Raw genomic sequence first — 19,757 nt, 5'->3', positions numbered from 1 at the left:
GAAGGGGAGATGAGTATGCGGATACGCGGTCGTGGCGTACTGGTCCTGGGCGGGGTGGTGACGCTGGCGGTGACCGCCGCGTGTGGCCGGAGCGGGGCGGAGACCGGAGAGACCCGTGCCTCCGGCTACTCCCACCGGCTGGCCAAGTCCACCACCACCGAGGTGGTCGAGCTGGACGACGGCCGTCGCGTGGGCATGCACTACGACCCCGGCCGTGGACTCGTGGAGCAGCACTACAGCCCCCGGGCCAAGGGGTGGAGCAAGCCGCAGCTCATCTACAAGACCAGGACCAGCCCCTGCCAGAGCATCGCACTCAGGGCCTTCGGCGACACCGTCGCGGCCATCGCGAACTTCGGCCTCTACTGCGCGGACGGTGAGCCTCCGACCGAGTCCATCGCCGCGGTCGGCGCCAAGAGCCTGGCACGTTGGGACACGAACGTGACCAAGGACTTCGACGGCTGGGACAAGGCCACGGCCAAGGCCTCCGGCGACGCGCAGGAGCTCAGCTTCACGAGCGCCTCCATCGAGAGTGTGACGCGGCTCCGGTGGAACCGGACGGAGGGCTTCTCGGACGTGGAGGAGATCCCCCGCTGAGCCCGGGCCGACAGCCGCCTCTCGGCCTCCGGGCTTCGCACCCAGCTCTCGCCGCCGCGGGTCTCACGGGTGCGGCGGCGCGGTAGGCGGTCAGGCCGTATCCGCTGTCCGTGGTCGGTATGCCTGGTGAGAAGGTCAGCAACGTGGCCCCGCCCCGACCAGCCCCCTCCTGCTCTGCCACGGCTCTGGCCGACCGGCGCGGTCGAGCTGCTGGGCGCCCCCGCCGCGCGGCGGCCGCCGGGCGGCCCCGACCGGGCTGCCGGTCGCCGCCGAGGAAACTGCCCTGATCAGGCCGGGCCCTGGCAGGGGCGGCGCAGGACGTCCGTCGCGGCGACTACTCTGGAAGGCCGATCATCCGCAGCGTCGGCACCGACGCAAGATCAGGAGTGAAATGGCCGTCAATCTGGTCAATCTCGAGGCCGTCGGCAAGGTGTACGGCACCCGTGCCCTGCTCGACGGCATCTCCCTCGGCGTCAGCGAGGGCGACCGGATCGGCGTCGTCGGCCGCAACGGCGACGGAAAGACCACCCTCATCCGCATCCTCGCCAAGCTGGAGTCCCCGGACGACGGCCGTGTCACCCACTCCGGGGGGCTGCGGCTCGGCGTGCTCACCCAGCACGACTCCCTCGATCCCGCCGCCACGGTCCGCCACGAGGTGATCGGCGACATGGCCGACCACGAGTGGGCCGGGGACGCCAGGATCCGCGACATCCTCACCGGTCTCTTCGGCGGCCTGGACCTGCCCGCCTTCCCCGAGGGCCTGGACACGGTCATCGGCCCGCTGTCCGGTGGCGAGCGCCGGCGGATCGCCCTCGCCCAGCTGCTGATCGCCGAACAGGATCTGATCGTCCTGGACGAGCCCACCAACCACCTCGACGTCGAGGGCATCGCCTGGCTCGCCGAGCACCTGCGGGCACGGCGCTCCGCGCTGGTGGTCGTCACCCACGACCGCTGGTTCCTCGACCAGGTCTGTACGCGCATGTGGGATGTGCAGCGCGGCGCCGTGCACGAGTACGAGGGCGGCTACTCCGACTACGTCTTCGCCCGCGCCGAGCGTGATCGCATCGCGGCCACCGAGGAGGCCAAGCGGCAGAACCTGATGCGCAAGGAGCTCGCATGGCTGCGCCGCGGCGCCCCGGCCCGTACGAGCAAGCCCCGCTTCCGGATCGAGGCGGCGAACGAGCTGATCGCCGACGTCCCCCCGCCGCGGGACTCCGCGGAGCTGATGAAGTTCGCGAACTCCCGGCTCGGCAAGACGGTCTTCGACCTGGAGGACGTCACCGTCCAGGCCGGGCCCAAGGTCCTCCTCAAACACCTCACCTGGCAGCTCGGCCCCGGCGACCGCATCGGGCTGGTGGGTGTCAACGGCGCGGGCAAGACCTCGCTGCTGCGCACGATGACCGAGGCGGCCCGTACGGACGGTGAGGCCCAGCCCGCCGCGGGCCGGGTGAAGGTCGGCAGGACCGTCAAGCTCGCCCACCTCTCCCAGGAGGTCGCCGAACTCGACCCCGCCTGGCGGGTCCTGGAGGCCGTCGAGCGCGTACGGCAGCGGGTCGACCTCGGCAAGGGCCGGGAGATGTCCGCCTCGCAACTGTGCGAGAAGTTCGGCTTCACCAAGGAGAAGCAGTGGACGCCCGTCGGCGATCTGTCCGGTGGTGAGCGGCGGCGGCTCCAGATCCTCCGCCTCCTGATGGACGAGCCGAACGTCCTCTTCCTCGACGAACCGACGAACGACCTCGACATCGAGACCCTGACCCAGCTCGAGGACCTCCTCGACGGCTGGCCGGGCTCGCTGATCGTGATCAGCCACGACCGCTACTTCATCGAGCGGACGACGGACCGGGTGTTCGCGCTGCTCGGCGACGCGACGCTGCGGATGCTGCCGCGCGGGCTGGACGAGTATCTGGAGCGCCGCCGCCGCATGGTGGAGGCCGGGACTCCGGCCCCCTCGGCGCCGGCCGCCGAGAAGCAGAAGCCGACGGGCGACACCCGCGTCCTGAAGAAGGAACTCCAGCGCATCGAGCGCCGTTTGGACCGTATCGGTGACCAGGAGTCCACGCTCCATGCGCAGATCGCCGAGGACGCCACGGACTTCGAGCGGGTGGCGGCGCTGGACGCGGAGCTGCGGGAACTCGCGGCCGAACGGGAGGAACTGGAGATGCGCTGGCTGGAGATGGCCGAGGAGGTCTGACCGCCCCCGCGCTCCACGCGCCGCCGGACGGCATCGCACCGGACCGCATGGCACCGGGCGACAACGCGCCGGGCGGCATCGCACCGGAGGGCATTGCAACGGCCGCGTCACGGGCCGGTCTCAGCTGCTCCGTACCGCTGGTACGGGCCCGTGCGCCGTCAGAGCCGGGTGATACAAAGTAGCCCCGCTCGACTGCCGTTGACTGGCGGGGATGCATGCCCGATTCGCTCCATCCCGGAGGACATCGACGCCGCTGGGAGCGCGGGGGAGACCGGTCGGGACGTGGACCCGCGTAAAAGAGGAAAGCTGATGACCCAGCCTCCCCAGCCGCCCAACCCGCCGCAGGGCGGTTTCGGCGCGCCCCAGGACCCCTCGTACGGCTATCCGCAGACGCCGCCTCCGAGCCGGCCGCAGCAGTCCCCGGGGCCGCCGAACCAGCCGCCGCAGACCCCGCAGCCCCCGGCGGCGCCTCCGCAGGGAGGCGGATTCGGCGCCCCGGCGCAGCCGCCCTCCTACGGCTATCCGCCCCAGGCACCCGGCAGCGGGCAGCAGCCCTACGGCCAACAGCCTTACGGTCAGCAGCAGTACGGCGGTCAGCAGCCCTACGGCCAACAGCCCTACGGTCAGCAGCAGTACGGCATGTACCCGCCGTCGGCGCAGTTCCCCGGGGGCGGGCAGCCCGGTGGCGGCGGACGTCAGCGCATGCTGCTCATCGTCGGCGTGGTGGTCACCGTGCTGCTGTTGATCGGCGGCGGAGTCTTCCTCGCCACGAGCGGGGACGACAAGAAGGACGAGGCCAGGACCTCGGGCGGCGGCAGCGAGGGCGGTGACGACGGCGGCGCGACCGGCGGCGACAACACGCCGGAGACCGTCGAGGCCGAGCTGCTCACCAAGATTCCCAACCCGAGGGTCGCCGCGCAGGTGACCGCCGAGGGGCTGTGGGTGACCGACAAGGTCTTCGCCAAGGGCGGCGTCGACAGGATCACCGGCTATGACCTGACCGGCGCCCAGCGGAAGTGGGAGATTCCGCTCCCCGGCTCCATCTGCTGGGCCTCCCGGCACGTCACCGACGACGGCCGGACCGCGGTGCTCTTCCAGGGAGCCAAGGCCACCAAGGCGAAGCCGCACCAGGGATGCACCGAGATCGCGGCGATCGACATCGACGCGGGCAGGAAGCTCTGGCAGAAGTCGGTCGGCGACGGTGGCGAGAAGGTGCGCTTCAACGAGGTGACGGTCGGCGGTGGCACCGTCGCCACCGGCGGTACGAACGGTGGCGCCGCCTGGAGGCTCGCGGACGGCAAGCAGCTGTGGAGGCCCAAGGCGAACGCCGAATGCGAGGACGCCGGCTACGCCGGCGGCACCAAGCTCGTCGCCATACGCCGCTGCGGCGAGTACGACAAGCCCGTGATCGAGGTCCGGACCCTGAACCCGGCCACCGGTGCGCCGACGTCGGTCTTCAAGGCGCCCAGCGGCATCGACTATGTGCATGTGGCCTCCACGGATCCGCTCGTCATCGGCCTCGACGCGGGCGATGACACCGGCAACGGTGTCTCGGACTTCATGGCGATCGACGACAGCGCCAAGGCCGGCAAGCTGCGGGGCAAGATCGCGACGCAGAGCGGGGAGTACACCCCGAGGTGCGCCTCCACCGAGGTCGAGGGCTGCAAGATGGTGGCCATCGGCAAGGACACCCTCTATATGCCGACGGGGGAGCACCAGGGCCAGGCCGAGTACGGGCGCACCAACGAGATCGTCGGCTTCAAGCTGGACGGCGGCAAGTCCGCGGGCAAGGCGGAGGCGGGCGAAGAACGCACGATGGTGCCCCTGGGCATGGACGAGAGCGGCAACATCATCGCGTATATGAAGGCCACCTACGACAAGGGCGGCGCCGTGGTGAGCATCGACCCCGCGTCCTACAAGAAGACGGTGCTGCTGAAGAATCCCGACGCGTCGGCGCGCGTGGAGAACAACTTTTCCCCCGAGTACCAGCAGTACGTCTATGCGGGGGCCCGGCTGTACATGTCGCAGAAGTACGTCACCGACCGTCGGCCGGTCGCCGGCGAGGAGCTGAACAACGCGCTCGTGTTCGGCGCCGAGTAGCGCGGCGGCGCTCCGGGCCTGTGCCCCGGGACCCGGCAGCGCATCAGCACATCGGCCCCGTCCGTACCCCGCGTACGGACGGGGCCGATCCGTTTTCAGCCCCGAATCGGCCCTGAATGGCAGGGATTTCGGCATTGCGTGAGGCTTCTCCCCGGTAAGGGGCGCGCGAGGTCGATCGAGCGTGTAGCTTCCGGGGTCACGAGGCTGGGGGCTTCGGGGGATGGGGGAGCGGGAGCTCATGGGTGTGCGGCTCATGGTGGTCGATGACCACCGTCTGCTCGCCGAGGCGCTGGCCTCGGCGTTGAAGTTACGGGGGCACCGGGTGCTCGCTGCCACCGCGCCGAGTGCGGGGGCGGCCGAGCTGGTGGTCAGCAGGGCTCCGGAGGTGTGTCTGCTGGGGACGGGCGCGCCTGCCGAGCCGGGGGCCTTCGAGCCGGTGCTGAAGATCAAGCGGGAGCGGCCGCAGGTCGCCGTTGTGGTGCTCGGCCCGGTGCCCAGCTCGCGCGGGATCGCCGCGGCCTTCGCCGCCGGGGCGTCCGGCTACGTGCGGCACGACGAGCGGATAGAGGGCGTCGAGCGGGCGATGGTCAAGGCCCGTGCCGGGGAGGCTGCCGTCGCGCCGCTGCTGCTGCAGGGGGCGTTCGCGGACCTCCTCAACCCCGTGGCCCAGCCGGACGACGAGGCCGCGCGCCTGCTGCAGATGCTCACGCCGCGCGAGGTCGAGGTCCTCGTACGGGTCGCGGAGGGCGAGGACACCCGGCTGATCGCCGCCGGGATGGGCATCGCGTCGAGCACGGCCCGGACGCATGTCCAGCGGGTGTTGATGAAGCTCGGCGTCGGCTCCCGGCTGGAGGCGGCGGCGCTCGCGGCCCGCACCGGCCTCCTGGAGCGAGCCGGGAGGACGGGGCCGCGGCCGGACTGAGCCCGCTCCGGGCCGCCCGGCTTCCCGGAGAGAGGCCTTGAGCCCGTCCGGTCCTCCCGGCCCCGCTCGGCCTCGAGGCCCCGTCCGGCCTTCCCGGCTCCGCTCGGCCTCAAGGCCCCGTCCGGCCTTCCCGGCTCCGCCCGGTCGAGGGCGGAATCTTCGGACCGGTCACTGCGCGTTATTGGTGCCGAAGCGGAACCGGGCCTCAAGGCCTCTCTTCCTCCTCGGGCTCCGGGAGCAGCGGCGTCGCCGGTGCCGTCGGCCGTAGCTTCAGCCACAACAGGAACAGCAGGCCGAGGGCGAGCATGGCCAGGCCCGTCCAGAGGTTGATGTTGATGTCCTCGGCCTTCTTCAGATCCGCGTCGGAGACGGTGATCCCGGCGATGGTGACGATCACGCCGTAGACGACGAACAGACCACCGATGATGCGCCGCACGTCGAAGAGCCGGGCCGCGGTCGCCGACTTCTGCTCGAGCTCCTCGACCTGCTTCTGGTACTCGTACTCGCTCATGGTGTGTTCCCTCGCCTCAGAAGGAGAACGGGACGTAGCAGAGTGCCGCGAGGATGATCGCGCCCCAGCCCAGCAGGGCGGGCTTCCGGTACCACGCCTCGTCGCCCGCCGCCGGGGGCTCGGCCATGCCGGGGGAGGTGGTGCCGTACACGAGCCCGGCGAGCGATGCGAGCGGTTTGGGCTTGGTGAACAACGACACCACCACCATCACCACGCCGCCGACCACGAAGGCCACGATCGCGGAGACGAAGTTGGCGCCCTGGTCGCTCGGGATGTCGATGACGTCCTCCTTGTAGAACCAGAAGTAGTTGATCATCGCCGCCACGGTGCCGGTCAGCAGGCCCCAGAACCCTGCCGCGCCAGTGGCCCGCTTCCAGAACATGCCGATGATGAAGACGCAGAACAGTGGCACGTTGAAGAACGAGAACAGCGTCTGCAGATAGTTCATGATGTTGCTGAACGACGAGGCGATGAAGGCTGTCCCCATGCCACCCAGGACGCCGATCGCCGTCACGACCCGCCCGGTCGTCACGTAGTACCCGTCCTCGCGGCCCCGCACGACGTACGCGGCCCAGATGTCATTGGTGAAGACCGTGTTGAAGGACGAGACATTGGCCGCCATACCGGCCATGAAGGCGGCCAGCAGACCGGTCACGGCCACGCCCAGCACACCGTTCGGCAGCAGCTCGCGCATCAGCACCGGGATGGCGTCGTTGTACTCCAGTCCGCTTCCCTCCTTGCCGATGTCCGGCTCCATCACCAGGGCGATCAGGCCGGGGGTGACCACGATCAGCGGAATGAAGATCTTGGGGAAGGCGGCGATGAGGGGGGTGCGCTGGGCGGCGGAGAGGTTCTTGGCCGACAGGGCGCGCTGCACCTCGGCGAAGTTGGTCGTCCAGTAGCCGAAGCTCAGACAGAAGCCGAGGCCGAGGACGATGGTGAGCCAGTTGGCCCCCAGCGGATTGGGTGTGCCGATGCCCGTACCTCCCCATGCGGTCACGAAGTCGTCCCCGTGCGAGGCGGTGAGCGAGTCGCTCAGTCCGTCCCAGCCGCCGACCCGCTTGAGGCCGACGACGGTGAGCGGGATGAGGGCGGCGAGGATGACGAAGAACTGCAGCACCTCGTTGTAGATCGCCGAGGAGAGCCCGCCCAGGGTGATGTAGGCGAGCACGAAGAAGCCCGCGACGACGATCGCCACCCACTGCGGCCAGCCGATCAGGGCCTCGATCACAATCGCCATGGCGTAGAGGTTGACGCCCGCGATGAGAATGGACGCCACCGAGAAGATGACCGAGCTGAGCAGGTACGACGACTGTCCGTAGCGGTGCAGCAGGAACTCGGGGACGGACCGCACCTTGGAGCCGTAGTAGAAGGGCATCATCACCAGGCCGAGGAAGACCATGGCCGGGATGGCGCCGACCCAGTACCAGTGGACGGTGTAGACGCCGTACTGCGCGCCGTTCGCCGCCATGCCCAGGATCTCCAGGGCGCCGAGGTTGGCGGCGACGAAGGCGAGACCGGTGACCCAGGCGGGGAGCGACCGCCCGGAGAGGAAGAAGTCGAGGCTCGTCCGCACACTGGCCCGGGCGGCGAACCCCACGCCGAGGACGACGGCGAAGTAGATGCCCAGGATGGTGTAGTCGAGCGCGTTGGTGGGGAGCCGGAGCTCTTGTTGGGCCAAGAAGTCCATGGATCACTCTCTTCGGGGGACGAGGGCGCCCGCCGGTCGACCGAGCAGTGGCCTGACCGGAACGCACAGAAACGTACGCTCCTGCGGTCCGATACTGAACGGACCTGATGACACTCTTTGTTTGACCGTGATGGTGCCGTGCGGGCCGGGGTGATGTGGTGGCGGCTCCCCGGAGCGTTGGCTCGGCTGTTTTATTGTGGTTAACTATGTTTGATTGTGTGGGCAAGGGGTGAGGGAGCTTCACGGTGAAGAAGACGGCGACCCGGCTCGCGGACGGCCGGGAGCTCATCTACTACGACGCCCGGGACGACGCGGCGCGCGAGACGGTCGACCTCCGGCCGCTCAGCCCCGTCAGCACCGCCTCGGAGATCCGCCACGACCCGCTCCTCGGCGACCCCGTCGTCATCGCCTCCCACCGCCAGACCCGCACCCACCTCCCCCCGGCCGACGCATGTCCGCTCTGCCCCTCCCGGGAAGGCCGGCGCACCGAGATCCCCGCCGCCGACTACGACGTCGTCGTCTTCGAGAACCGCTTCCCCTCCCTGGTCGGCGACTCCGGCCGCTGCGAAGTCGTCTGCTTCACCTCCGACCACGACGCCTCCTTCGCCGGCCTCACCGAGGAACGCGCCGCACTCGTCCTCGAGGCCTGGACCGACCGCACCGCCGAGCTCTCCCAGCTGCCCACGGTCGAGCAGGTCTTCTGCTTCGAGAACCGCGGGGAGGAGATCGGGGTGACCCTCGCCCACCCGCACGGCCAGATCTACGGCTATCCGTTCACCACACCCCGTACGGAGCTGATGCTGCGCAGCCTCGCCGGACACCGTGCCCGCACCGGTGGCCGGAACCTCTTCGACGACGTCGTGGAGAACGAGCGCGCCGACGGCCGGCGTGTCGTACTGGAGGGCGAGCACTGGACGGCTTTCGTGCCCCACGCCGCCCACTGGCCGTACGAGGTGCACCTCTACCCCCGCCGGAGGGTCCCGGACCTGCTCGCCCTCGACGACGGCGCGCGCGGGGAATTCCCCCGGGTCTATCTGGAACTGTTGAGGCGTTTCGACCGGATCTTCGGCGAGGGCGAGCCGCCCACTCCGTACATCTCGGCGTGGCACCAAGCGCCGTTCGGCGGCTGGGAGGGCCGGGGTGTCGAGCGCGGTGACTTCGCACTCCACCTCGAGCTTTTCACCGTCCGCCGGACTTCCGGCAAGCTGAAGTTTCTCGCGGGTTCCGAATCCGGCATGAATGTGTTCATCAATGATGTGCCGCCGGAGACCGCGGCGGAACGACTGCGAGAGGTAGCGAGCCAGTGAGCAACGGGCAGCAGGGTCAGCAGGGCCGGCCGAAGAAGTACATGGTCACCGGGGGTGCCGGCTATGTCGGCAGCGTGGTGGCGGCGCACCTGCTGGAGGCGGGGCACCAGGTGACCGTGCTCGACGACCTGTCCACCGGCCACCGCGCGGCGGTCCCCGAGGGCACGCGGTTCATCGAGGGCCGGATCCAGGACCTGACTTCCTCCAGCGGAGCCGACTGGCTGGACGCGTCCTACGACGGCGTGCTGCACTTCGCGGCGTTCTCGCAGGTCGGCGAGTCCGTGGTGAACCCCGAGAAGTACTGGCGCAACAACGTCGGCGGCACCACTGAACTGATCGCCGCCATGCGCGACGCCGGTGTCCGCACCCTGGTCTTCTCCTCGACGGCCGCCACCTACGGCGAGCCGCTCCGCACCCCGATCCACGAGGACGCCTTCCCCGCGCCGACGAACCCCTACGGCGCGTCCAAGCTGGCCGTCGACCACATGATCAGTGGTGAGTGCGCGGCCCACGGCCTGGCCGCGGTCTCGCTGCGCTACTTCAACGTCGCCGGGGCGTACGGCCTGTACGGCGAGCGGCACGACCCCGAGTCCCACCTGATTCCCCTCGTCCTCCAGGTCGCCCAGGGCAGGCGCGAGGCGATCTCCGTCTTCGGCGACGACTACCCGACCCCCGACGGCACCTGCGTCCGCGACTACATCCACGTCGCCGACCTCGCCGAGGCCCATCTCCTCGCCCTCGGCGCCGCCCGGACCGGCGAGCATCTGATCTGCAACCTCGGCAACGGCAACGGCTTCTCGGTCCGCGAGGTCATCGAGACCGTCCGCAAGGTCACCGGACACCCCGTCCCCGAGGTCGTCGCCCCGCGCCGGGGCGGTGACCCGGCCGTCCTCGTCGCCTCCGCCGACCGGGCCCGCACCCAACTGGGCTGGCAGCCGAGCCGCGCCGACCTCGCCGGCATCGTCGCCGACGCATGGGCCTTCGCCCAGAAGAGGGAGAATGAAGCGTGACCGACCGGCTCACCTCTGCTTTCCGGGAGCTGTACGGGGCCGCGCCCGACGGCGTGTGGTCCGCTCCCGGCCGGGTGAACCTGATCGGTGAGTACACCGACTTCAACGACGGGTCCGTGCTGCCGCTCGCCCTGCCGCACACCACCCTCGCCGCTGTCTCCCGGCGCGAGGACGGTGTGCTGCGGCTGCACTCCGGCGATGTGGAGGGCAGCGTCGCCGAGCTGCGTGTCGAAGAGCTCGCGCCGGGGAGCGGGGGAGGCTGGGCCGCGTACCCGGCCGGTGTGGTGTGGGCGCTGCGCGACGCCGGCCACCCGGTCACGGGCGCGGACATCCATATCGCCTCCACCGTCCCGACCGGCGCCGGGCTGTCGTCCTCGGCGGCCCTGGAAGTGGTCACGGCCCTGGCCTGCGACGACCTCTTCGGTCTGGGCCTGCGGCCCTGGCAGCTGGCGCGGTTGAGCCAGCGGGCGGAGAACGTCTTCGTCGGCGTCCCCTGCGGGGTCATGGACCAGACCGCCTCGGCCTGCTGCACCGAGGGCCACGCCCTGCACCTCGACACCAGGGACCTCTCGCAGCGTCAGGTGCCCTTCGACCTCGTCGGCCAGGGGCTGCGACTGCTCGTCGTGGACACCCGGGTGAAGCACGAGCTCGGCGACGGGGCGTACGCGACCCGGCGCGCGGGCTGTGAAGAGGCGGCGCGTGCGCTGGGCGTGCAGGCCCTGCGGGATGTGGTGCCGGAGCGTCTGGACGAGGCGCTGGCCGAGCTCGACGACGTGACCCTGCGCCGTTACGTACGCCATGTGGTGACCGAGAACGCGCGCGTGGAGGAGGTCGTCGCCCTCCTCGACCCCGGCGCACCGGCCTCCCCCGGGAAGGCCCCCGGCCGGTCCGACATCCGAGGCATCGGTCCCGTGCTCACCGTCGGGCACGCCTCCCTGCGCGATGACTTCGAGGTCTCGTGCGCGGAGCTGGATCTGGTCGTCGAGTCGGGCCTCGCTGCCGGTGCGGTCGGGGCCCGGATGACCGGCGGAGGATTCGGAGGCTCGGCGATCGTGCTGGTCGAGGAGGCGGACACGGAGTCGGTGGCCAAGTCCGTCACCGAGGCCTTCGCCGCGGCCGGGCACCGTGCCCCGCGGATCTTCCCGGCACTGCCCTCCGCGGGCGCGAAGCGTCTGGCCTGACCGGATCTATCCGGCGGACAGCGACTTGACCAGCAGATAGTCGGTAGCACCCGGTGGATAGTCCGCGACGGTGCCCACGATCCGATAGCCCAACTTCCGGTAGAAGCCCGGGGCCTGGAAGTCCCACGTCTCCACGCGTGCGTGCACACAGTCCCGTTCGTCGCGGGCGATCTCCTCGGCGCGGGCCATCAGACGGGTGCCGAGCCCCGAGCCGCGCCGCCGCTCGTCGATCCAGAGCAGCTCCACATGCAGCCAGTGGGCCCAGGTGTGACCGATGAGGCCGCCGACGACCACATCCGCCTCGTCCACGGCGAAGACATGCAGCGGAGTCTCGTCGTCGGCGGGGGTGTCGCGCAGAGCGCGCATCACCGGGGAGCGGTCCGCGTTGGAGGCGCACAGCTGATCGGAGATCAGAGTGCGGCGCTCTTTGTCGACTTCTGTCTCAAGACGAAACATACGGCTCACCCTAAGCGGCCAGGGCAAACACTTTTCCCAATCCGCTTCGGTCGTCCGAGCGCAGCCGTACGCTGATGCTCAGCACCGGTGGGGGCCGGTGCTGTTCAGGGGGCGAGACAGTCGGTACGGCGCCCGGGGCGGGGTGGCGGACACAACACGGCGGCGGCCGTGTGTCCGCGTGCGCTCCGCCGCGAGCGCCGTACCCACTCTGCCCGTCACCCCGAGACTGGGGGGTCTTCATGGCACGAATCCGGGTCCTGGTGGTGGACGACCACCGTATCTTCGCCGAGTCGCTGGCCGCGGCGCTCGCGGCCGAGCCCGATGTGGAGGTGGCGGCGGCAGGGAGCGGGCCGGCCGCTCTGCGCTGCTTGGAGCGCGCGGCGTCGGACGGGCGGCGCTTCGACGTTCTGCTGGTCGACGCCGATCTGGGCGCGGGGGGGCACGACACGGGGCCGGCTGCCGGTCTCGGTACCGCGCACGAGCCCGCCGGGAGCGGCTCGGTGGACGGGATGGCGCTGGTCTCCGGGGTCCGGGCCGGTCAGTCCGGCGCACGCACCGTGGTGCTCGCCGAGCGCGACGATCCGCGCCGTGCGGCCGCGGCCCTCCAGGCCGGAGCCTCCGGCTGGGTCGCCAAGGACTGCTCGCTGTCCCGGCTCCTGGCCGTCATACGGGGGGTGCTGCGCGATGAGACACATCTGGCGCCGGCCCTGCTCACGGGCGTCCTGCGGGAGTTGACCGCGGCGCGCAAGCACCGTACGGAGAGCGAACGGCTGGTGGAGTCGCTGACCCCGCGCGAGCGCGAGGTGCTGCGCTGCATGGTGGCCGGGCTGGGCCGCAAGGCCGTCGCCGAACGTCTCTTTCTCTCCCCCCACACGGTCCGCACCCATATGCAGAACGTGCTGGGGAAGTTGGGGGTGCACTCCACGCTGGCCGCGGTCGCGCTGGCCCGCCGGGCGGGCATCGGCCCCGTCGACCTAGCCGGGGATGTTGTCGAACGGGGCGGTCAACTGGCGTAGCAGACCGGCCAGTTCGCCGCGCTCCCCGTGCGAGAGCCGGGAGAGGATCGCCCTCTCCTGGTCGAGCAGCCCTGCCAGGGAGCGGTCGGCGCGGTCCTGTCCCTCCACGGTCAGCCGGACCAGTACGCCCCGCCGGTCGTTGGGGTCGGGAAGCCGCTCGACCAGGCCCTTCTTGGCGAGCCGGTCGATGCGGTTGGTCATGGTGCCGGAGGTCACCAGGGTCTGGGTGAGCAGCTGGCCCGGGGAGAGCTGGTACGGGGCGCCGGCCCGGCGCAGCGAGGTGAGAACGTCGAACTCCCAGGGCTCCAGGCCGTGCTCGGCGAAGGCCAGCCTGCGGGCCCGGTCGAGGTGGCGTGCGAGCCTGCTGACGCGGCTCAGCACCTCCAGTGGTTCCACGTCGAGATCAGGGCGCTCCCGGCGCCACGCCGCGACCAGCCGATCGACCTCGTCCTCCATGGCGATCAGTGTAGTAGGTCTGTCGACATGAAGTCTCTTGACATCAAGAGATAGTCAGGTGAACGGGTGGGCATCGTCGGCGCGAGAAGCGATTCCGCTTCCCGCACGTCCGTACAGCAAGGGAACACGACATATGCCAGCACCTACGTGGGACCCCCATCAGTATCTCCGCCACGCGGATCACCGGACCCGCCCGTTCCGAGATCTGCTCACCCGAATACCCGCCCTGCCCTCCGGCGAGCGCCCGGCCCGTATCGCCGACCTCGGCTGCGGCCCCGGCAATGTCACGGCTCTGCTCACCGAACGCTGGCCCGACGCCCGTATCACCGGGTTCGACAACTCCCCCGAGATGCTCGCCGAGGCGGCCGAGTACGCCGGACCCACCGCGAGCGGCGGCCATATCGACTTCCGTATCGCGGACGTCGCGGACTGGAAACCCGAGGAGCCGTACGACCTCATCGTCTCCAACGCCGCACTGCAGTGGGTGCCCCGGCACGCGGACTCCTTCCCGGGCTGGGCCGACTCCCTGGCCCCCGGTGGCGTCCTGGCCTTACAGGTCCCCGGCAACTTCGTCTCTCCCAGCCACGCGCTGCTCGGCGAACTGTGCGACACCGCGCAGTGGCGGGACCGGCTCGGCAGCCATGGGCGGCGCTTCGTCCATGTTCTCGAGCCGTGGGAGTACCTGACCCGGCTCGTCGACCTCGGCTGCGAGGCCGACGCCTGGGAGACCACCTACATCCAGCTGCTCCAGGGGGAGGACCCCATCCTCGACTGGGTGATGGGCACAGCGCTGCGGCCGGTGCTGACCGCGCTGGCCGACGACGAGCCGTCCCGCGAGGAGTTCCTCGCCCAGTACCGCGACCTGCTGCGCAAGGCCTACCCCCCGGGGCCGCACGGCACGGTCTTCCCCTTCCGACGGATCTTCGCCGTGGCCAGGAGGCTCTCCTGATGCTCAGCGCCATCGATCACGGCCGGTCCGCCGCTCCGCCCGGCAGCCGGGACGTGCTCCGCGCCTTCTCCAGCGGTGGGCTCGGTATGACGGAGGCCCCCAGGCCGCCGGTGCAGCTCCACCCGGGGCCGGAAGCGGACGTCCGGCGGGCGCGGACGGCAGACCCGGACCCGCGCGTGGTGGACACCGACGCCTCCGGAGCCCGCCTTGCCGCGGCGGGAGCCCCGGTGGCCCGGGACGAGGTCCTGCCGGGCCGTCGGCGCTTCTCCTCCGAGGACCCGGTGGGCAACCGCCTGGAGTTCCCGGAAGCCGGGTGACCGGCCGACACGGGGGACGGTGAGAACCCGCCACCGCAGGGTGCGGGATCCGGAGGACGCCGTGTACGGGCCGCGCGCCCGGCCCGTACAGGCGGCACCCCGATGTCTCGCCGCGGCCCGCCCGGCCTGCCGCTGGTCGGCCGAGACCCGGTGTGGCCGGCCGGGCCATGCCCTGCCCGGCGGCGGGAGCGGCCCGTCGCGGATCGTGGGCCCCGCCACAGCCCGGAGGAGGCCGGGGCGCTGGTGATCGCACCCCCGTCACGACGGTCGCGGCTCCGGGCCCCGCCGCGCGGCCACCGCCTGGGCCCGCCGCGGCTCGCCGCCGGTCAGGACGGCCGCGGACCTGGCGGGCCTGGGGACGATCCGGGGAGCGTCAGGACCTGCGGTGTCCGATCAGCCTCGGCTTGGGCTCCAGGCCGTCCAGGCCGTGCCAGGCCAGATTCACCAGATGCGCCGCCACCTCGGCCTTCTTCGGCTTCCGCACGTCCAGCCACCACTGGCCCGTCAGAGCCACCATGCCCACCAGCGCCTGCGCGTACAGCGGCGCCAGCTTCGCGTCGAACCCGCGGGCCTTGAACTCCAGCCCCAGGATGTCCTCGACCTGGGTGGCGATATCGCTGATCAGCGAGGCGAAGGTGCCCGTCGACTGCGCCACCGGGGAATCCCGTACCAGAATGCGGAAGCCGTCGGTGTACGACTCGATGTAGTCGAGCAGCGCGAACGCCGCCTGTTCCAGCAGTTCCCTGGGATGGCCCGCGGTCAGCGCCCCCGTCACCATGTCCAGGAGCTGCCGCATCTCGCGGTCCACCACGACGGCGTAGAGCCCCTCCTTGCCGCCGAAGTGCTCGTACACCACCGGTTTGGAGACGCCGGCCTTCGCCGCGATCTCCTCCACCGACGTGCCCTCGAAGCCCTTCTCGGCGAAGAGCGTCCGGCCGATGTCCAGCAGCTGCTCCCGGCGCTCCTTGCCGGTCATCCGCACTCGGCGGGTGCGCCGGCTCCCGGAAGAGGAGCCCCGGCTCTTCTCACTGCTGCTGTCGATGGCCACGCCGTCAATCATGCCGCCTTCGCGTTCTCCGCCTCGCCGCGGGCGTCCTTACGGCGGGAGTCGATCCGCTCGGCGCTCGGCCAGCGCACGTCATAGGCCCAGCCCAGCTGCTCGAACCAGCGGATGATCCGGGCACTGGAGTCGATCTGCCCCCTCATCACGCCGTGCCGGGCGGACGTCGGGTCGGCGTGGTGCAGGTTGTGCCATGACTCACCGCACGACAGCGCCGCCAGCCACCACACGTTGCCGGACCGGTCGCGCGACTTGAACGGGCGCTTGCCCACCGCGTGGCAGATCGAGTTGATCGACCACGTCACGTGGTGCAGCAGGGCGACTCGCACCAGCGAGCCCCAGAAGAAGGCCGTGAGCGCGCCCTGCCAGGACCATGTCACCAGACCGCCCACCAGCGGCGGCAGGGCCAGCGACAGCCCCGTCCAGAAGACGAACTGCCGGGAGATCCGGCGGATCGCCGGGTCCTTGACCAGGTCGGGCGCGTACTTGTGCTGCGGCGTCTGCTCCTCGTCGAACATCCAGCCGATGTGTGCCCACCACAGGCCCTTCATCAGCGCGGGCACCGACTCCCCGAACCGCCACGGCGAGTGCGGGTCGCCCTCGGCGTCGGAGAACTTGTGGTGCTTGCGGTGATCGGCCACCCAGCGCACCAGCGGGCCCTCGACGGCCATCGACCCGGCGATCGCGAGGGCGATCCGCAGCGGGCGCTTCGCCTTGAAGGAGCCATGGGTGAAGTAGCGGTGGAAGCCGATGGTGATGCCATGGCAGCCCAGGTAGTACATGAACACCATCAGACCCAGATCCAGCCAGCTCACCCCCCAGCCCCACGCGAGCGGCACCGCCGCGAGCAGTGCGAGAAAGGGCACGGTGATGAACAGCAGCAGTGCCAGCTGCTCGATCGACCGTTTGCTGTCACCGCCGAGCGTCGCGGCGGGGGAATCGGTGTCGGCCGCCTTCGGGGCGTCTTCGATCACATCGGGGCCTGTGGTCATGGGGGCGTCCCTCATCGGGCTGGAAGCTTGGCTACGGAACCGTAACCTACGGCATCGTAAGTATGGCAGGGCTGAATGAACGGACAAGAGGGCTGTGGACAACGGCGCGGGAGTGTCCACCTATCCTGGTGAGCGTCGGACAGCGCGGTCCGCACCCCGCCCAACGTGCTCATCCACTGCAAGGAGCCGCACCTGTGAGCAGTGCCGACATCACCCCCGAGACCAGCGACAACGCTGCGCTGCGTGCCGACATCCGCCGCCTCGGCGATCTGCTGGGAGAGACCCTCGTACGCCAGGAGGGCCCCGAACTTCTCGACCTCGTCGAACGGGTGCGCGCACTCACCCGTACGGACGGCGAGGCCGCCGCCGCACTCCTCGGCGAGACCGACCTGAAGACCGCCGCCAAGCTCGTTCGGGCGTTTTCCACCTATTTTCACCTGGCGAACGTCACTGAGCAGGTCCACCGCGGCAAGGAGCTGCGGGCCCGCCGCGCCGCCGAGGGCGGACTGCTCGCCCGTACCGCCGACCGGCTCAAGGACGCCGACCCCGAGCATCTGCGCGCCACCGTCGAGCACCTCAACGTGCGCCCCGTCTTCACCGCGCACCCCACCGAGGCCGCCCGCCGCAGCGTCCTCAACAAGCTCCGCCGTATCGCCGCCCTGCTGGAGGAGCCCGTCGCGGGCGGCGACCGCCGCCGGGCCGACGTCCGCCTCGCCGAGAACATCGACCTCGTCTGGCAGACGGACGAGCTGCGCGTCGTCCGCCCCGAGCCCGCCGACGAGGCCCGCAACGCCATCTACTACCTCGACGAGCTGCACGCCGGAGCCGTCGGTGACGTCCTGGAGGACCTCGTCGCCGAGCTCGAGCGCGTCGGCGTCGAGCTGCCCGCCGGCACCCGCCCCCTCACCTTCGGCACCTGGATCGGCGGCGACCGCGACGGCAACCCCAACGTGACCCCCGAGGTCACCCGCGAGGTGCTGATCCTCCAGCACGAGCACGGGATCACCGACGCCCTGGAGGTCATCGACCAGCTCCGCGGCCTGCTCTCCAACTCCATCCGCTACACCGGTGCCACCGAGGAGCTGCTCGCCTCCCTCCGCACCGACCTGGAGCGGCTCCCCGAGATCAGCCCCCGCTACAAGCGCCTCAACGCCGAGGAGCCCTACCGCCTCAAGGCCACGTGCATCCGGCAGAAGCTGGTCAACACCCGCGAGCGGCTCGCCAGGGGAACCGCCCACCAGCCGGGCCGGGACTACCTCGGCACCGTCGAGCTGCTGGACGACCTGACCCTCCTCCAGGACTCGCTGCGTGTCCACCGCGGCGGCCTCTTCGCCGACGGCCGTATGGACCGTACGATCCGTACGCTCGCCGCCTTCGGGCTCCAGCTCGCCACCATGGACGTACGCGAGCACGCCGACGCCCACCACCACGCGCTCGGCCAGCTCTTCGACCGTCTCGGCGAGGAATCCTGGCGGTACGCCGACATGCCGCGCGACTACCGGCGCAAGCTGCTCGCCAAGGAGCTCCGGTCCCGTCGTCCGCTCGCCCCGCACCACGCCCCGCTCGACGAGAGCGGCGCGAAGACTCTGGGCGTGTTCACAACCATCGACGAAGCCCTGGAGCAGTTCGGCCCCGAGGTCGTCGAGTCCTACATCATCTCCATGTGCCAGGGCGCCGACGACGTCTTCGCCGCCGCCGTCCTCGCCCGCGAGGCCGGGCTCATCGACCTCCACGCCGGCTGGGCCAAGATCGGCATCGTCCCGCTGCTGGAGACCACCGACGAGCTCAAGGAAGCCGACCGCATCCTCGACGACATGCTGGCCGACCCTTCCTACCGGCGGCTGGTCGCCCTGCGCGGCGATGTCCAGGAAGTGATGCTCGGCTACTCCGACTCCTCCAAGTTCGGCGGCATCACCACCTCCCAGTGGGAGATCCACCGCGCCCAGCGGCGGCTGCGTGACGTCGCCCACCGCTACGGCGTACGGCTGCGCCTCTTCCACGGCCGCGGCGGCACCGTCGGCCGCGGCGGCGGTCCCTCGCACGACGCGATCCTCGCCCAGCCGTGGGGCACCCTCGAAGGCGAGATCAAGGTCACCGAGCAGGGCGAGGTCATCTCCGACAAGTACCTCGTGCCGTCGCTGGCCCGGGAGAACCTGGAACTGACCGTCGCGGCCACCCTCCAGGCCTCCGCCCTGCACACGGCGCCGCGCCAGTCCGACGAGGCCCTCGCCCGCTGGGACGCGGCGATGGACACCGTCTCCGACGCCGCCCACAGCGCGTACCGCCGGCTCGTCGAGGACCCGGATCTGCCCGCGTACTTCTTCGCCTCGACCCCCGTCGACCAGCTCGCCGAACTGCACCTGGGCTCCCGCCCCTCCCGCCGCCCCGACAGCGGCGCCGGACTGGACGGGCTGCGGGCCATCCCGTGGGTGTTCGGCTGGACCCAGTCCCGGCAGATCGTGCCCGGCTGGTTCGGCGTCGGATCCGGGCTGAAGGCCGCCCGCGAGGCCGGCCTCGACACCGTCATCGACGAGATGCACCAGCACTGGCACTTCTTCCGCAACTTCCTGTCCAACGTCGAGATGACGCTGGCCAAGACCGATCTGCGGATCGCCGCCCACTACGTCGACACGCTGGTCCCCGACGACCTCAAGCATGTCTTCGACGTCATCCGGGCCGAGCACGAACTCACCGTCCAGGAAGTCCTCCGCGTCACCGGCGGCCGTGAACTGCTCGACTCCAACCCGGTGCTCCAGCAGACCTTCCGTGTCCGCGACGCCTATCTCGACCCGATCTCCTACCTCCAGGTCTCGCTGCTGCACCGCCAGCGCGGCGCCGCCGAGCGCGGAGAGGAGCCCGACCCGCTGCTCTCCCGCGCTCTGCTGCTCACCGTCAACGGGGTGGCGGCGGGTCTGCGCAACACGGGCTGACCCGACGGGAGCCCCGGTCCCGCTCGGGACCGTACGACGGCGGCGCCGGACCCCCGACGAGGTGGGGTCCGGCGC

17 protein-coding genes and 1 pseudogene are annotated in these 19,757 nt (G+C 70.7%); 12 read left to right on the top strand and 6 right to left on the bottom strand.

The window, feature by feature from the left end; all coding sequences use genetic code 11:
- The first annotated feature begins 9 nt into the window (after positions 1-9).
- The 5 genes and pseudogenes from ACTWQE_RS21835 (at position 10) to ACTWQE_RS21815 (ending at position 5,807) form a co-directional block, all read left to right on the top strand.
- Entirely contained in the window at positions 10-594 is a 585-nt protein-coding gene (locus ACTWQE_RS21835) for a hypothetical protein (protein ID WP_443330702.1), read from the top strand.
- A gap of 47 nt (positions 595-641) precedes the next feature.
- Positions 642-825 (top strand): annotated as a pseudogene (locus ACTWQE_RS21830) (acyltransferase family protein); the annotation flags it as partial.
- A 160-nt stretch (positions 826-985) separates the two neighbouring features.
- The gene (locus tag ACTWQE_RS21825) at positions 986-2,785 is read left to right on the top strand and encodes an ABC-F family ATP-binding cassette domain-containing protein (protein WP_443330701.1); all 1,800 of its coding nucleotides are present in this window, start codon (positions 986-988) and stop codon (positions 2,783-2,785) included.
- A gap of 309 nt (positions 2,786-3,094) precedes the next feature.
- Positions 3,095-4,885, top strand: coding sequence for a hypothetical protein (locus tag ACTWQE_RS21820; protein ID WP_443330700.1), 1,791 nt, complete (start codon positions 3,095-3,097; stop codon positions 4,883-4,885).
- A 238-nt stretch (positions 4,886-5,123) separates the two neighbouring features.
- Positions 5,124-5,807: a helix-turn-helix transcriptional regulator gene (locus ACTWQE_RS21815; RefSeq protein WP_443330699.1), complete on the top strand. Its 684-nt coding sequence runs from the start codon at positions 5,124-5,126 to the stop codon at positions 5,805-5,807.
- A 205-nt stretch (positions 5,808-6,012) separates the two neighbouring features.
- Here ACTWQE_RS21815 and ACTWQE_RS21810 read toward each other — a convergent pair whose 3' ends face one another.
- On the bottom strand, positions 6,013-6,318 hold the full coding sequence (locus ACTWQE_RS21810; protein WP_443330698.1) for a hypothetical protein: 306 nt from the start codon (positions 6,316-6,318) through the stop codon (positions 6,013-6,015).
- Between the two features lie 16 nt (positions 6,319-6,334).
- Entirely contained in the window at positions 6,335-8,008 is a 1,674-nt protein-coding gene (locus ACTWQE_RS21805; RefSeq protein WP_443330697.1) for a sodium:solute symporter family protein, read from the bottom strand.
- 245 nt (positions 8,009-8,253) lie between these two features.
- Between ACTWQE_RS21805 and galT the strand changes: the two genes are divergently transcribed.
- The 3 genes from galT to galK are packed head-to-tail and all read left to right on the top strand — an operon-like array spanning position 8,254 to position 11,506.
- On the top strand, positions 8,254-9,315 hold the full coding sequence (galT, locus tag ACTWQE_RS21800) for a galactose-1-phosphate uridylyltransferase (RefSeq protein WP_443330696.1): 1,062 nt from the start codon (positions 8,254-8,256) through the stop codon (positions 9,313-9,315).
- Positions 9,316-9,356: 41 nt separating this feature from the next.
- Positions 9,357-10,325, top strand: coding sequence for a UDP-glucose 4-epimerase GalE (galE, locus tag ACTWQE_RS21795; RefSeq protein WP_443330718.1), 969 nt, complete (start codon positions 9,357-9,359; stop codon positions 10,323-10,325).
- The gene (gene galK, locus ACTWQE_RS21790) at positions 10,322-11,506 is read left to right on the top strand and encodes a galactokinase (protein WP_443330695.1); all 1,185 of its coding nucleotides are present in this window, start codon (positions 10,322-10,324) and stop codon (positions 11,504-11,506) included. Before galE ends, galK begins: the two co-directional genes overlap by 4 nt.
- A 6-nt stretch (positions 11,507-11,512) precedes the next feature.
- Here galK and ACTWQE_RS21785 read toward each other — a convergent pair whose 3' ends face one another.
- On the bottom strand, positions 11,513-11,962 hold the full coding sequence (locus ACTWQE_RS21785; RefSeq protein WP_443330694.1) for a GNAT family N-acetyltransferase: 450 nt from the start codon (positions 11,960-11,962) through the stop codon (positions 11,513-11,515).
- Positions 11,963-12,201: 239 nt separating this feature from the next.
- Here ACTWQE_RS21785 and ACTWQE_RS21780 point away from each other — a divergent pair, with 239 nt between their 5' ends.
- Entirely contained in the window at positions 12,202-12,978 is a 777-nt protein-coding gene (locus ACTWQE_RS21780; protein WP_443330693.1) for a LuxR C-terminal-related transcriptional regulator, read from the top strand.
- Here the strand turns inward: ACTWQE_RS21780 and ACTWQE_RS21775 are convergent.
- A complete protein-coding gene (locus ACTWQE_RS21775) occupies positions 12,937-13,434 on the bottom strand; it encodes a MarR family winged helix-turn-helix transcriptional regulator (protein ID WP_443330692.1) in 498 nt (165 codons plus the stop codon). The genes ACTWQE_RS21780 and ACTWQE_RS21775 overlap by 42 nt on opposite strands.
- Before the next feature lie 133 nt (positions 13,435-13,567).
- On the opposite strand from ACTWQE_RS21775, the gene ACTWQE_RS21770 reads away from it, so the two are divergent.
- Together ACTWQE_RS21770 and ACTWQE_RS21765 are read left to right on the top strand one after the other, a co-directional pair.
- Entirely contained in the window at positions 13,568-14,383 is an 816-nt protein-coding gene (locus ACTWQE_RS21770; protein ID WP_443330691.1) for a trans-aconitate 2-methyltransferase, read from the top strand.
- Positions 14,383-14,700: a glyoxalase gene (locus ACTWQE_RS21765; protein ID WP_443330690.1), complete on the top strand. Its 318-nt coding sequence runs from the start codon at positions 14,383-14,385 to the stop codon at positions 14,698-14,700. The genes ACTWQE_RS21770 and ACTWQE_RS21765 overlap by 1 nt, the downstream gene beginning before the upstream one ends.
- Positions 14,701-15,073: 373 nt before the next feature.
- Here ACTWQE_RS21765 and ACTWQE_RS21760 read toward each other — a convergent pair whose 3' ends face one another.
- Positions 15,074-15,760: a TetR family transcriptional regulator gene (locus tag ACTWQE_RS21760; RefSeq protein ID WP_443330689.1), complete on the bottom strand. Its 687-nt coding sequence runs from the start codon at positions 15,758-15,760 to the stop codon at positions 15,074-15,076.
- Positions 15,757-16,752, bottom strand: coding sequence for an acyl-CoA desaturase (locus ACTWQE_RS21755; protein ID WP_443330688.1), 996 nt, complete (start codon positions 16,750-16,752; stop codon positions 15,757-15,759). Before ACTWQE_RS21755 ends, ACTWQE_RS21760 begins: the two co-directional genes overlap by 4 nt.
- 194 nt (positions 16,753-16,946) lie before the next feature.
- Between ACTWQE_RS21755 and ppc the strand changes: the two genes are divergently transcribed.
- Entirely contained in the window at positions 16,947-19,682 is a 2,736-nt protein-coding gene (gene ppc, locus ACTWQE_RS21750; protein ID WP_443330687.1) for a phosphoenolpyruvate carboxylase, read from the top strand.
- The last annotated feature ends 75 nt before the right edge of the window (positions 19,683-19,757 follow it).

It is taken from the genome of Streptomyces sp. 8N706 (assembly GCF_052245415.1).
Lineage (GTDB): Bacteria > Actinomycetota > Actinomycetes > Streptomycetales > Streptomycetaceae > Streptomyces.
Note: the sequence above shows the minus strand (reverse complement) of the source record. Positions and strands in the feature narration are given on the sequence as shown.